The sequence below is a fragment of the Paenibacillus sp. BK033 genome (genome assembly GCF_004345425.1).
Taxonomy (GTDB): Bacteria; Bacillota; Bacilli; order Paenibacillales; family Paenibacillaceae; genus Pristimantibacillus.
Genome location: NZ_SLVP01000002.1, coordinates 749,596 through 764,244 on the forward strand (window position 1 = coordinate 749,596; position 14,649 = coordinate 764,244).

Consider the following 14,649-nt stretch of genomic DNA (forward strand, 5'->3'; position numbering starts at 1 on the left):
ACGAGCTTGAGAAAAAGGTAATCTTCTCGGGAAACATTTCCCCTTTCGTCAGATGTCATGTTTTCTCGTTCCGCAATCGCGATGGATCAGCCGCTGTTAACCTCCGTGCGATGTATAAAAATCACATCGTCTTCAGGTTCGAAAATTGTATGATAAATGGCACTCACGCGACGAAGACTTTCGTTCCGATACGCCTCTTCCGTCAAGCTTTCGAGTCCTAATTCAAAACGGATATAAGGACCTTGAGCTTTAATTTCTTTTACAATATTCATTGAAGTTTTCCCTTTGCTTTTAATCACCATTTTACCATGTCGCATTGACCAATATCCTTAATGTTTGGATTTGGCTCTCCAGCCCATTATTTTAACAAAAATGGCAACTGATCAGCTAGTCAGTCACCATTACGTTGTTCTCAGCTAACGTCTCCCGTCCCTCGGTTTTAAGGGTTTATCTCACATATACTCACTCATTCGCAGGATTTCTACATCTTGATTCAGGTTTATCTTAAGTATGAATTGGTATAGTACTGTTTGGGCTTTCGGTCGGGCATGCTGAAACAGAGGAACCATTAGGAAATATCCCCCAATTAGTTACTACTGCATGCATACTCCACTTCTCCCCTGGAGGTTCACCCTCCCAAATCTCAACGGGTCACTGCCCTTACATTCCTTCGTTATACCTGTCCAAGGTGTGGAGACCGATAGCGTTTAGCGGATGGGTCTGGCCCTTATGGGAAACGAACTCGGTCCTCCGTGCTTTCTTTGTGAAATCCTGCGAATGAGTCAATATACGTGAATACTAATAAAACTTAAGCTGCTTCTCCCCAGGCTAGGATGGTTTTCTCGGGCGTAAACTTTTCTCCTCGCTGAACCATACCAACTAAAATGCGTGCTAACTTCCCGATTAATTTAAAGATGGATTGCTGCTTCTTCATCTTCTTTACTTGCAAATTATGCTCATGCAGGTAACGGAAAACGGGATTATTCCAAACGAGCCGAACCGTTGCAAGGTAGAGATATTTCCGTAAAGCAGAGTCACCTCGTTTTGAAAGAACAGTCCTATTATACAAAAAAGCCCGAATCCACAAGGGATTCGGGCTTTGACATCATAATCAATTTTAGTGACATTTTATATTACAAGATGTGACATATGATATTACAGCGGACATTCATTCATCGTGTTGTATTCCACAAATAATTAGAAAATGGATCCTGCAAACCTGCGTAGCACCGTCATTATTATTTCAAAATTGATTAGAATTTTGAACGCACCTAGGCTTTAGATTATCGATTTGTTGCAAAAATCGTTAGAAAAAAATTTTTAACCTTTTTACTGAATATGCATAATTATTCATTCTAATTCAAGATCTCGAAAAGCCCTTGTTTTGGAACACAGTCTCACCTCACAAAATGATCAGTGGTAAAGAAGAAAATTTCTAGCAACTTAAATAAGCCACTCATTTGAGTGGCTTTCAGATTTCCTGTTACGTTAATTCTTTTTCAATAAAACTAATCAACTTATGAAACTCCTCTATAGTCCCGCCTGCATTTGAAATAGCAGCAAGTTCATCGTCTCCATTGTAGGGATCCTTAAAATACTTCGTGATAAAGTCATTAAACACGAGCCATGCTTTATCAATTGTTTCTATTTCAGTATCATCGAAATACTCAGCTAATTGTTCATTTGTTAATCCGTGCCCCCGCGGAGCTTTGCGTATTTCTACAATGCTATTCGATGTTCCATCAATTCTAACCGAGTAAGCTTGCAATAATCCAAAGTGACAAGATCTAGCATTATTTAAAACAATGCGTAAATAACGTCTCCTTAATGCTTCCCAGCTTCGTTGCTCCTTTTTGATCTGCCTTTCAAACATTTGTTTACTAAGCTCATATGTAAGTTTTGCGGACTCGGCACTGTCTCTAGCTGCAGCTGCGTTTTGTTCATTAATTCTTGATCCTTTTGAAGTTAAGACAATAATGATAATTGTCAAAACCGTGCTCATAAAAATATTAATTGCCGTCAACCAATCAGAACTACTCATAATCAATCCTCCTGTTAGCTAACCAAAAAATGTTTTTATGTAGAATTCTGTTACCTATAAGGTTTTCCTTCCGAATGAGATAATTAATTTCAAATGCGTAATTGAAACAAACCACCTTAAAGAACATATCTTTAGAAGGTTTATAAAATATTTTGAACAAGAACGAATGTTCCTGTATAATTGGATTAAAATGTATGATGATTGGAGTCTTAAAAATGGATATCAATCAATACCCAAATTTTATTGAGGCAGCATTCGAATTGGACGAGCTTTCACTAGAAGGTTTATTTGGAGACAGTACAAAAAGGCTAGTTGAGCACCGCAATTTAATGGATCAGGCCGAATACTTTATAAAAATCCTCGATGATTGGCTTTTAGATCATGATCAATATGGTAAGCCAAATGTCAAAGCTCTTATGATGTTGTTCATAAAACTATACCTTGATGCAATACAGTCCAATCCTAAAATCGCTGTTGAAATTCTGGCCGCATACTGGAGAGGAACTCGGGAGAATCCGGAGCTTGAAGGAATTTCTGGTTATACTGAGACGATTCGATTTATCCAAGAAGCCAAAAGGAAAATGTACGAAATTCAAATTAAATCTGCTTCTGAAAGAAAAATGAGCGATCTAAAGAGCGTGATGGGGGCTTTTATTACTGCTTATTCTAAGTCCGTAGAATACATAGGACAAATACTTGTACCGTGTATTCAACTAGTTAAGTTAGTTAATGGTCAAGAAATTGAGACAGTTAAAGTAATGAAGCATACACTTTATGAGAAAGTAGACATATTCAATAAAGAATCCAACAATAAATACAGAGCTCTTACTGAGGTATTAAACCGTGATATTCGAAATGCTGATTCTCACCTTAGTATCAGGTACATTGCAAATAAGCAAATTATTGAGTATAAGAAACGAGTCGGAGCAAAAATTAATACTCATAACGTCACTCCTACGGAATGGTTTCTTAGCATTTATCCTAAAGTTGGTTGGGTAATTCAAGCCTTTATTTATTCCGGTGTGCTAATGTGTATTGGCTTTTCGGATAAGCCCAACTTTATTCAGAAGTACAATCAAATATTCAAAAATGAGTAATCGTGTTGAGACTTTATTTACGCGTGATAAATTCCATTTCAGTATAATACCTACAGATACTATACTCTTCTTCACAGTTAGAACAAGTAATAGTCCACTGCTTAATCATCTCTTTAATAATTTTATCATTGAGTACAATAGGTTGGTCACAATGCTCGCAAGACAAACACGGCGCAATTTGACTCCCACTAATAATACTTAGTATTTCGTCCTGATAATTTTTCAGTTCATCAACAACCGTTAAATGAGGAAGGATTTGACCGTACTTGGCCATTCGAATTGTTCGATTTAAAGCTAATTCAACCTCATTTACACTAGTCATTTTTATAAAAAGCGCCTCACATATCTCTAATGCATATGCCAATAGTTGTGGCATAACAATGTAATAGTAATCCCAGTATTCATTCCATATCTCTTTATCAGCAAAAACAAAATTTAAATTACCTTTATCTGTAGGATAGTTGGGAGAAGTCGTGACCAGGTGCATTGATTGGTTCCAAATTCGTTGTAATCCAATTTCTTCTTTGTTATCAAATCTGAGTGTATAAATAAAGTTATTATAATTAAGGTGTTCCCCCATATAAGAATTCTGCCCCGCATCCCGAACTATTCCCTGAATTCTGGATTTTGTAAACACTTTGAAATTAGCTACGTCGCATTGATCCACTGTTCCCTGCATAAAGATATGATAAAATTCTTCACTATTGCTTAATAGCCATTCTAAATATAATAAATTATCTCGAATTGGCTTTCTCAATAGACTATATGCAACCGTTACTTTTCCCCTTTCAGCACAACTTAACGATTCATATATGTAATAACAAAAATCTGAAAGAAGACTAAAAAATACGTGACTTTGAAACATTTGCTTTGAGGTATCATGATACCCGTTATTATCCATCCATTCAAACATATCTTCCGCACTCTCAAACGAATCTGCGATTTCTTCATTTTTAAAGTTTAGTGTAAAACTAGACAAATTCCTTCTATCTGCCTGCCTCGCCATATCAGCGATAACATCGTATACATAAAGTAAATAATCATGTTTCAACCAATGTTTTTTCGGTAAGTATAGATATTGCATACTTATCCCTCCGATATATTTTAAGTAAGCTGTGATAGTAATAATTTGCATATTAGGTCTAATATTTTGGACGACATCTTAACAGATTTGCAAGTAATTCATGAACTGCTGTTATCTCTATAGCTTGGCAGTACATAAGTAGGGCAACTCTTAAAGAACTTATATTTTTTGTATTCTTCTCTATATTGATCCTGCATTTAAGTAATCCCCCTTCAAAGAAGTATGTTATAATCCACTACTAGTTCCACTTATCTTTTAGTCAAGTCAAGCTCATTCTGCTATGAGTAAATTATCCTTGAATAAGTTACTAAGGAACATGGTAAAAGTATGGCGATTGTTAAAAAATAACTAATCATTTTTATATGCTCTATTTAACGACTCGAAAGCTCCTAAGTGTTTCATACCACAAAAAATGCCATTTGTCAGTTCAAACAGGAAAAATGGCGTCAGAAACGAGTTTTATGAACTTTCTGTATCTCTCGGCCTTACTTTAACAGAGGTATTGCAATGTCCCCGCCCCACCGCATCGCACAAATCTACTTTTCTTAACTGATTAATCCTCTCTTTCTCAAAAAAGTATCTCTTCCTTCCATCCTTCATAATTAACACAAAACTCGGTTCCATAACTTTAGTGTCCATTAATTTTCTCATAGTCTTTTCCCCTACAGCCAAGAGCTTCATGACATCTTTCATATAGTAGCCCCGCTGCTCCTTAGATTTTTGTCTGTAGACCATCATGCAACTTTCAAGTTCAGTTTCGTCAAGATAAAGATCAGCGAGTGTGTGTTTTTCTATCTTTCTTATTGGTCTAATTTCGCCAGATCTTATTAATTCAATTAATTTAACGATTGTTAGGCCAGTAGTATTGTACTTAGTTAAAGCATTATAAAATTTCACTCCTGAAGTTTCATCAATAATTAATTCGCCCCTGCATGCATGAAGCAATTCTTCAATCTCTGATAGACTATAATTTGCATATTTCTTTAAATGGGATTGCTTTATAGTCAATAGCTTTGCCGAAACTAATTTATCAATTGAATTATAATGAATACCCAGTACAATGCTTGCTTGTCTTTTAGTTACAAGCTTTTCCCTTGAGAGTTTATTCAATGATTTTTTCTCAACTAAGTATTTACCACTGCTAAACTCTACATTTAGACGATTATTATTAGCTAAACTTTCTACTTTGTCTTTACTCATCTTTGTATTTCTAATTACTTCCTCCTTGCGCACATACTTACGTCTATCAAGTAAATTCGGATTTTGTTTGAAAACTGAACAATCTTTTCTGATTAACCCTTTATCAACCTTGAACAAGCAATAACTTTCATATGTTTTTCTAATCTCACTGAAGCATTCATATTTAAACAGGTCCTCAAATCTTGATTTCCTCTCATACCATTTTGCCTCCTTTTTCATTGTAAAAAATTGTTCCATTACAATATGAAAATTCTTGGTGCAGCTGTACATCCAGTGGATATTGGCGAAAGTATGAGTGAGTTCACAATCAGAGAGATTTTCATTTTTTTGAGGAAAAGCTTTTATGATTCTTCCAACATTCAGAAAACTAGGTTGTTCTTCAAGAAGAAAGAAAGTTTGATAAGCCAACCTCAAATATTGATTTAAATTTAAATCCCTGATTTGGTTTTGATCGGTGTAAAATAATTTATACAGCTCTTGTTGAGACAAATAATAAACATCTTCTCGACTCCACTTTTGCGTTATCCCTTGCGAATATGGGAAGCTACACTGGCTGCAATGGCCTTTCATCAAATAAAATATTGTAATTGAAGCGTTGCATTTGCTGCAATTACTTAGCAACTCAATCCCATGCTCCATACAAAGATTTAATGGTCTCATACCCCAGGTGTACTTATATACTTGTTTTTCTTGATAACATGCTGGACAATATTTCACATTGTTTTTCTTAACAAATTTATAAAGCAGTTGCTCGTCTACACTTTTGTTAATCAAAGCAGTTCTGTTTTCGATCTCCCTTACACACTTATTCAATAACTCGCTAATTCTTATTAATTCATCACTATCAAATCTATTGTTGTTCATATCCCTAATACTAATTCCTAAATGATTGCTTAATGTCAAAATACTAGGATAGTAATTTAAGCTTGTTAGACGATACAGATAGCTAATCAAACTCTCCTCTTTCTCAAAAGAAGGTCTTATTAGAATGCTCATAATTAGTACTTTTTCCTGGCATCAATTTTCCACTTTGGTTTGCCAGTTCTCTGCTTTCTTCTTTGATACTTTAGCTTTTTATATTCAATCTTTAATTTTTCCATCTCTAAAAAATAAAGCTCTTTCTCTTCTTGCGTTATTTCAACTGGAGAAATTACAAGAAGTTTAGTGAAATTAGAATTTAGTTTTATATAGATGAAATCAGCTCTAAACTCAGTGTATGTAACTTCAACATACCACCCTCCGGAAACTGAGCCAGCCTCAAACCACTTTTCACGAATTAATAAAGAATTTGTGTAGAAATGATTATTAAAAAAAACTCCATTAACAGTTACTTTAGCAATCGAAGTCTCCCAATATTTTTTTTCCATCACTGATCTCTCCCTTAGAAACTATTAGTCAGACATGTAATCTATCAAAAGTATCCCCTTATGCACCAAAAATAATACATATATCTCTCATTTTATATTTTGAGATATACATACAGATGTTTATTTGAATTATCCTTGTCTACACTCGTTTTAGAGGTGTAGCTATGACTGAAATTTTAAAATTAGTCGGTGCCAGGTTACGTGACTTAAGGAAACTTAGAGGATTGTCGCAGGAGCAACTTGGGGAGTTGGCGGGGTTCCATTTTTCGTATATTGGAACAGTGGAGCGTGGTCAAGCAAACATTACTTTGTTGAATCTTGAAAAACTTGCAAAAGCACTGGACGTAGATGAGTATCAATTCTTTTCATACACCGAATCATTGCCTAATTTTGAGTTAGAAGGTAGAGAACCTATAGTTGGTGAGTTAATTGATTTGATATTCAGCTTGCGCCAAGATGAATTAGTTAAAGCTAAAGTAATACTCAAAAGCTTGTTTGACTAAAAAGACCGGTCCTATTTTGCCGGTCTTTTTTTTCTAATTCTTTTTGCAATTCTGCTAAAGCAGCTGATAAGATTAATGCTTTTCCGTTAAAAGGATTTTTCATTGGCCGAGTATTAATGATTATTTTCTCAAAACCATGCTGTAAATGACTTTCATCAATAGTATCCTTCCCTTCTCTTAACGCAAGTATAATGGAGTGATATAAGAGATGATTTAATATGCGTGGAGAACCACCTGTAACATAAAATATCTTCTCTGCCATATACGGATCGTATATGTTTGTACTCTCTGGTAATGGTAATTGGCGATCTATATTTTTCAAAAAAGCTCTAAACTCCCTAATTTCATCTTCACTATTATACGAAAACGGTAGAAATTTAATTTTATCCGGAAATCGACTATCCAATTGCTCATTCGCTTTAAAGATCCTGTCTGCTTTATCAATAATACCACCGAACACGATAGGCAAATTTATATCATTTAACAACTGTTTTAACCAATCCGCAGCCTTGCTGATTACATTACGTGTATCAGTATCTATAAGATGTTGCAATTCATCAATGATTACAAGTTCAACTTCACATTCTATAATGTAATTTTTGAGTCTGCCCGTAAGTACCTTCTCAGTTCCACTCCAATAAAGGGGATCTCCCAACATTTCAAGCATCTTTGAGGCTACATTCAGAGGTTTAGAATTTGAAGCTAATTCCACTCTTAGAATTGGAATTTTTTTATACTCGCAGAAATGGTTTTGAATGTACTTTTCCCCACTTGTTCTCGGGTAAGATGCCTCATATATTTTAAAAATAGTTGATTTACCAACCCCTGTTTCACCTAAAATACAAAATCCTTTCTTGTTTGGGCTTTTCTGTTGCAATAGATGACAATCCTTTATAGATCCTAAAATATCATTAAAGCGCTTGTGATGAATTACAATCGCCTCTAGAGAAGCAATACGATTAGTTAATTCATTATCGTCAATTGGATCTCCATTCAATCTCTTCAGATTCTCTTTGTTCATCATATTTTTTCACCCTAAAAATGAAACATCATAGTCCGGCAAATCGTCATCTGGTACCACGATGTCTCGAATGTTTACTTCTATTGCTGGTAATTCATCCACTTTATCTAATCTATTCTTTTTATTCTTTGACTTTTTTAAATCATTTGCAGAAATCTCTCCTATGTATTTAAATGTATCAGGAGCCTCTAAAGATATAACATCATCATCCAAACCTGCACTACTAAGTGCTAGACCATCAAGAATGGCAATTTCCTCAGCAAGATTTTCTTGGTAGTTATTTTTTTTATCTTTCTCATCCTTATTCTGTAATTCAGCAATTCTCTTCTTTGCTTTAGCAATGTGAGAATCATCAAAATTTCTTGCTTCTCTTCCTTGTTGTAAACATATTGCTTTTATTTGTTGGAAAGGTAATGGGATGGAAGGTTCAACAGAAAAATGCTTCTCAAAATCGTTAATCTGATTGGGATCCATCTCTGCTTCAATAAAGCTATAATCATATGGATTTTCCACATATACTTTTCTGATATCTGCATAATCAAAACGAACAATGATCTCCATATCTTCTTGATTATCTGATCGTAACTTACTACGTAATTCTAATAATTCAGAACTATAATATTGCACTCCCTCTAAAACGACACCTCGATTTGTAATTTTCCTCTTTTCCCTGCCTCCACATAAAGCAATGGTTATATCACGTTTTGAGAATGGAAGCTCGTATTGTAACTGGGGATGTTCCGCTAATCCTGCTTCCCAAATCTCATGTGGTGTACCACCTCGACTACGGCTATAATTATGGCTAATTATATCTACCATTATTTTATGAGCAATATAATAAAAAGTCTGAAGTGTAATGCATGCTTCGCCTTCGGAATCGTACTGTTTTCTTTTATACATATTGGAAAAAGTAGTTCCTTTTAAGGTGTGAACAATATCGTTAAATGTTCTAAAACCCCTCTCAACAGTACCTTTCTTATGGCCAGCAGCAACTTCCGGATACAGTGGATCTATACCAAAAAAATTGAATATTTCTTCAAGTTCATATGAATTATTAACGGAAGCATTATCCATTACGATTTCTCGTGGTATACCGTAAGCATTCCATTCTTTCTCAACATCCGGATATAACTTTTTCAAATACACCTTTGGCAAAAAACAATGAAGCAAACACTGTTTAATAGCGAATGTATCGGGATAATCAAATGTAATGTAGAAGCCAAGGGGATTCCCAGAAAAAACATCAAGCATATAAACTAACCAAGGCTTTATCCGTTTTAAAGTTTTAGGATCGACTAAGTATATATCAACTGGTGTCCAATCTAACTCAGCTCGTTGTAAGGGGCGCGTCGGTCTCTCCGTAAAACTTCTAGCACCATACTTATCTAAGTTCGCAGCAACATGTCCTTCCCTGGCAGCTTGTTGTTTATACAAGTCTCGTTTTTCTTTAACTATTCTCCAAATTGTTTGGAATGAGCGTAACACGACTTTATCGTTAACTTCACGCAATTCATTAACTTTTAAAATACTTTCTTTATACTCCCCATAAATCTCCCTGTAAGTAGTATCTCTGCCAGTATATAATTTTTCGTCCATAATTTTTTGCAAGTAATCTAAAACTTCTTTATCTGTACGCCTATTTTTAGGGCCAGGTCGTAGATTCTGTAATAATCTTGCATCTCCGTACTGATCCCATATCTTTTTCCAATTATAGAAAGTTGCTTTGCTTATAGATATTCCTCTTTCCTTACGTAATCCATTTAAGTATTCTTCCAGATTTATTCTATGGAAATAACCTTTAATTACTGGTTCTAAAACTAATAATTTTTTATGGATTTTCTCTTTTTCTGCAGGTAATAGTTGATCAATTGACTGCTTAACTTGTGATATGCGCTGATTGGGATCTTCAAAAACAAGACGTTGTTCATCATATGCAATCAAAAGATCGTTTAATGAAAATTGCTTTTTTTGCTTATATTTTATAAGCTCAACTACCACTTCATTTTTCTCACTTCGTAAAACTATATGTTCCAATCCATCCATCAGAAATTTTGTACCAAACGAAAAACTAAAGCGACTCATGGTTATCCTCCCTAAGAGTAAGAATAGACTCGTTAGTTACCTTTGTCTTTATTAGATCCGTGACAATACAACCAGAATAAATCAATTTATATAGATTTATTAATAATAGTGAGGGATTTATAGATCTACTTAATTCAAACAAATCTCCTACTTTCATTCGCCCCTTTTGTTTTATAATAGTAAGAAGAAATTGAGTTACAAGCGGTACTTCTTTATGAACTTTAACTTCCAATAGCATTTTTAAATTATATTGCAGATAACCTGGGCGAATCTGGTCCTCTGTTACAACATTGAATTTCCACCCTTTAGTTTTGCAAAACTCTGCGGCTGCTAAGAATTTTGCTTTATTTTTATCCTTACCAGCAAATTCTTTAAGCTTTACTTCCACCAGAACAAAGGTATCATCTATTGTTTTCAATAAATAATCTGGAAAATATTTGCGTTCTCGTCCTTGATAAAAGAATCTAATCCCAACTGGTTGGAAGTATATGTTTGTAATAGCTTTATCAAAATTACACAGCCTTACAAAATCACGCTCCAATAAGCTCTCTGCATGAACAATTTGGAGATTTTTTGAGCGGCTAATTTTACTTCTGTAGTTTCTTCCTTTTGTTGGCCTTATCTTTCTTATAGGAATCACTATATTTGTTCTCCCCCTATCAAAGAATATTAATCAGTTTTACCATTCAAAGTTAAGTACAAACATATATCAACTGTGAACTGATACTTAGATTACTTACTCTAAATGGAAATTAACATAGAAAAAGAATATCGTTGGCTCAGATTTCAGAGGAGATTTATTAGATATATAGAATATCAGTCAACGTAAACCATATTAAATATTGAAAATATTTTTAATACACTATTTAGTAAAATCTGCAATTCAAAAAGTGTAATAGTTCTTCTAAATTTATTAAGGTATTCCCTTATTTGAACAACTGTAGCTAGGTTCATCATATCGTCACAATCAATTAAAGTGATCTTCCCGTTTCAACAAAAAGCCATCATTCAAAATTGAATGATGGCTTTTTGTTTTTGAGGTTTAATGCACAACCTTATATTGAATTACTTCCTGAGCAGATGCAACTGCAGCCTCGCGATTATTGGCAGCTAGTAAATTCAGATAAATTGCAAAGAATGTGTCAACATCCTGGAATTCTCGACTAAAACAAAGTCTTCAAAATAGCATTATTAATTTCTTCTGCAGATGTTTTTTCAGGATCTAACTCTCGCATATATATGTGGATTTGCTTAGCTGCAAGCTGGCTTGTTTTGCTCAGATACCATTCATTTTTAACGTATTTTTTTAGCGGTGGACACACCACGTCATACGTGGCTGACGAAATACGCATTGATGAAGAATTTTCTCATAGTCGACACAACTGCTTGAAGCTACCGAAACACAGTAGTCACAACCTAATTTAAGTTCTATGTTCGGTTAATGCAGCTTTTAGAAATGCGATTTCTCGCCTTATGTCTTTCGGCTTAATCACGCTGAGAACTCTGTGTCCGACCTCTGGTGTCCAGTAAATTTTGAGCTTTTCTCGAGCTCGAGTAATGGCTGTGTAAAAAATATTATGAGTTATGTGGTCTTCGATTTCATCCGTGATAATAATTTTCACAGAATTGAATTCCAATCCCTGTGCTTTATGAATTGATACCGCATAAGCAACTTGAAATGGCACAACGGCTGTTATAGGAACTTCACGGTTTTCATCAACTTTTCTGTGATCATCAACTGTAAAGCGGATCACTGACCGTCCCGACGCTGAATTCGGTAGAAGTTCAAAATCACAGTTCCGAGCCTCCAGTCCGTTAATCGACTTGTCCACTTCGATGTCAAACTGGATTTTGTCTTCAACAAGTTTGATGCCCGCTATCCAACCTTTTATATTGTTATAAATCACGGGCGTGAAACGATCAGTTTCGTTGAACAGTATCGGATCTCCGATTTTGTACAGTTGAAGTCCCCACGGTACAGCAGGGTTAGGGTTAGCTTGCTGAAGGAAACGATTAATGTTATTTATCCCATAGAGACCGTCATAGTTCAGACATAAAATAATCTCATCCGGTTCTGCGGGTATAAATATCGAAGCATCAAGCGATGCTGAATACTGATTTCTAGCTATTGTTTCGACTATTCTGTCATCCATACCGCGAACTCTATCCCATAACATTTGCAACTCCTCATTGTGGCTTCGATATGGTTTTGTAAGCTCATTGATTGATGATGTCGGCAAAAAGCCTCTTGCCGCACTAAACCAGTTTCCAAACTGGATAGCTTCAATTTGATAAATATCACCTACTAAAACAAGCAGCTCAAACTCAGCTTTTACTAAGATATTTTTCATATCACTGTTGTTGACCGTACTGCATTCGTCGATGATCACGATATCATACTTCGTGCGAATGCTCTTTTTCTTAATAAATTTTGTGACAGTCATGAAATCCGTATTGTCTGTTTGAACTGTAACTCTGCGTTTCATGTTATCAACGGCAGGATTTGTATTTGCTAAATATAGCTTACTCTGATTCATAAATAGATTTGAAATATGATTGATAAGTGTGGATTTCCCTGTACCAGCTGAACCGTAGATTAATGCAACAGATGACTCAGTAAACATCTGGCGTAAAGAGACACTTTTCTCTTCACAGTCCACCGGGTGAACCGCCGAAGCAAGCCAATCGTCCACATAGTTAATATAGTTCTGAACGCCACTAGATGACAGTTCGATGAGTCTCTGAATAATTCCTACCGTGTCATTTTCATAACCAACTATGTAAAAATGACCGTTACGTTCTTTTAAGCGGCGAGCCTGATGTCGCTGATTTTTATATAGTTTTCTGTTGAAGGTGCTTACAAGCGTATCTATATCGCCAAACCGTTCAAGATCTGCTCGTGGAGTGTAAAGCTGGCCGTTCCGCTCTGTATTTTTGAGTACATATCGGGCAAGCATCTCGTGCATCCTATTCGTCGTATCAAGACAGTCAAACAAATCAACGAGCCTCGGATTGTGATGCAAAAGCGAAGTACTAAACGGCATCTGATCAAAGGGAATACAGCCATAAGCCAAACAGAGCTGTGACAGATATGTGTTGGTATTACCAAGCTGATCCTCAATCACCTTGTTATTCATATGGTAAAGTAAATACCGCAGAACATTGCAACCGGGGCGATTGCTTCTGATAATCTCGCGGCTACGGTCGAACAAGTCAAAAAGATGGCTGACCTTCGCATTGAAGGCCGCTAGAACACTAGAACGGATTTGCCGATAATACGCATCTTCAAAACAAAGCAGTTCCACAAGGTTAAACCCAGTCTGTGTCAAGAACTGCATCAATCCTCGCCCCTCGGCAGAGCCCGCATAACCTGGCAAATTCTCTCCGAGAATATTAGAGAACTTCTCTATTTCAATCGGCCGAATTGCCACTTCCCAACTCACAATGATGAAAATGGGCATCGTCTTTCCGAGAATAGAGATATTGTCTGCGACAGTCCCTAGCTTTACGGCGTAGTATTTCGAGATGTCCCATTTAGTGAAAGCTATTATGCGGTCAAATTTGCTCGCTTTTCCGATTGCAGGGATGAAGGTGACTTCGTAGTAAATTTGTTGATTCACAAAGAACGGCTTAACCTTGTGGATATAATATCGCACATTAGTGGATGCGGCCTTATCCGCTTTATGATTTCTGCTGTTTAACCTCTCAGCTATTCTCTCGTAATACTCCTGTAAGTTTCTATCTGTATTCAGTGGAAATTTATCCAGATTCGCAAGCACATCAAGCCCATGCTGAGTTCTCAGGAGGACTTTGATTTTCAGCATAAATTCATAGTATTTCAGCATCACACGCTCTGAATCTTCGGGGTCAAGTGTATAGTGAGAAGCAACAATTTGCAAATAGGCGTGAAACCTCCAAAGGAATTTTAGCTGTCCTTTTGTCTTCACAAAGCTGATAGCCTGCTCTATGTGCTGATAATTGTATGTAGTAACATTGGCATGGGCATAGATTTTAAACATCGCATGCTCGACAAACGTCCGTAGATTGGACAGGATGTCCTGCGAAACCGCTCCTCTACCCAAGGCGTCGAGGTTCTCAATATGACGGCATATTGCGGCATCGCTTCTGAGAATTTGCTCATCAATTCTACGAATTGTTTCGGGATTGGTCATCATTTGCTTCCCCCATTTCTTTAGATTCGCTTTTCTCTACCGGAGATTTGTTCGCCCGTTATGAGCGGAAGCACAAAATCAC

The 14,649-nt window shown here is 35.9% G+C and carries 11 protein-coding genes and 1 pseudogene; 2 read left to right on the forward strand and 10 right to left on the reverse strand.

Annotated elements, in window-relative coordinates; genetic code table 11:
* Window positions 1-86: 86 nt before the first annotated feature.
* The 3 genes and pseudogenes from EV294_RS10460 to EV294_RS10470 form a co-directional block, all read right to left on the reverse strand.
* Entirely contained in the window at window positions 87-317 is a 231-nt protein-coding gene (locus EV294_RS10460; RefSeq protein ID WP_132306483.1) for a DUF3885 domain-containing protein, read from the reverse strand.
* A 491-nt stretch (window positions 318-808) separates the two neighbouring features.
* A pseudogene (locus tag EV294_RS31090) lies at window positions 809-1,054 on the reverse strand (IS110 family RNA-guided transposase); the annotation flags it as partial.
* Between the two features lie 429 nt (window positions 1,055-1,483).
* Window positions 1,484-2,041 carry a hypothetical protein gene (locus tag EV294_RS10470; protein WP_132306485.1) on the reverse strand — a complete coding sequence of 186 codons (558 nt, stop codon included), beginning with the start codon at window positions 2,039-2,041 and terminating at the stop codon, window positions 1,484-1,486.
* 215 nt (window positions 2,042-2,256) lie between these two features.
* On the opposite strand from EV294_RS10470, the gene EV294_RS10475 reads away from it, so the two are divergent.
* A complete protein-coding gene (locus tag EV294_RS10475) occupies window positions 2,257-3,138 on the forward strand; it encodes a hypothetical protein (RefSeq protein ID WP_132306487.1) in 882 nt (293 codons plus the stop codon).
* 13 nt (window positions 3,139-3,151) lie between these two features.
* Here EV294_RS10475 and EV294_RS10480 read toward each other — a convergent pair whose 3' ends face one another.
* The 3 genes from EV294_RS10480 to EV294_RS10490 form a co-directional block, all read right to left on the reverse strand.
* Entirely contained in the window at window positions 3,152-4,222 is a 1,071-nt protein-coding gene (locus EV294_RS10480) for a hypothetical protein (RefSeq protein ID WP_132306489.1), read from the reverse strand.
* Between the two features lie 459 nt (window positions 4,223-4,681).
* On the reverse strand, window positions 4,682-6,418 hold the full coding sequence (locus EV294_RS10485; RefSeq protein WP_132306491.1) for a TniQ family protein: 1,737 nt from the start codon (window positions 6,416-6,418) through the stop codon (window positions 4,682-4,684).
* Between the two features lie 2 nt (window positions 6,419-6,420).
* Window positions 6,421-6,789, reverse strand: coding sequence for a hypothetical protein (locus EV294_RS10490; protein ID WP_132306493.1), 369 nt, complete (start codon window positions 6,787-6,789; stop codon window positions 6,421-6,423).
* A gap of 164 nt (window positions 6,790-6,953) precedes the next feature.
* Between EV294_RS10490 and EV294_RS10495 the strand changes: the two genes are divergently transcribed.
* The gene (locus tag EV294_RS10495; RefSeq protein ID WP_132306495.1) at window positions 6,954-7,292 is read left to right on the forward strand and encodes a helix-turn-helix domain-containing protein; all 339 of its coding nucleotides are present in this window, start codon (window positions 6,954-6,956) and stop codon (window positions 7,290-7,292) included.
* Here EV294_RS10495 and EV294_RS10500 read toward each other — a convergent pair.
* The 4 genes from EV294_RS10500 to EV294_RS10515 all read right to left on the reverse strand — a co-directional run bounded on the left by EV294_RS10500 (window position 7,273) and on the right by EV294_RS10515 (window position 14,570).
* Entirely contained in the window at window positions 7,273-8,316 is a 1,044-nt protein-coding gene (locus tag EV294_RS10500; protein WP_132306497.1) for a TniB family NTP-binding protein, read from the reverse strand. The genes EV294_RS10495 and EV294_RS10500 overlap by 20 nt on opposite strands.
* Window positions 8,317-8,322: 6 nt before the next feature.
* Complete coding sequence (locus tag EV294_RS10505; protein WP_132306499.1) at window positions 8,323-10,395, reverse strand: Mu transposase C-terminal domain-containing protein; 2,073 nt, start codon at window positions 10,393-10,395, stop codon at window positions 8,323-8,325.
* Window positions 10,382-11,035, reverse strand: coding sequence for a TnsA endonuclease N-terminal domain-containing protein (locus EV294_RS10510; RefSeq protein ID WP_165930640.1), 654 nt, complete (start codon window positions 11,033-11,035; stop codon window positions 10,382-10,384). Before EV294_RS10510 ends, EV294_RS10505 begins: the two co-directional genes overlap by 14 nt.
* Before the next feature lie 781 nt (window positions 11,036-11,816).
* Window positions 11,817-14,570 carry an ATP-dependent DNA helicase gene (locus EV294_RS10515; RefSeq protein WP_132306503.1) on the reverse strand — a complete coding sequence of 918 codons (2,754 nt, stop codon included), beginning with the start codon at window positions 14,568-14,570 and terminating at the stop codon, window positions 11,817-11,819.
* Between the last annotated feature and the right edge of the window lie 79 nt (window positions 14,571-14,649).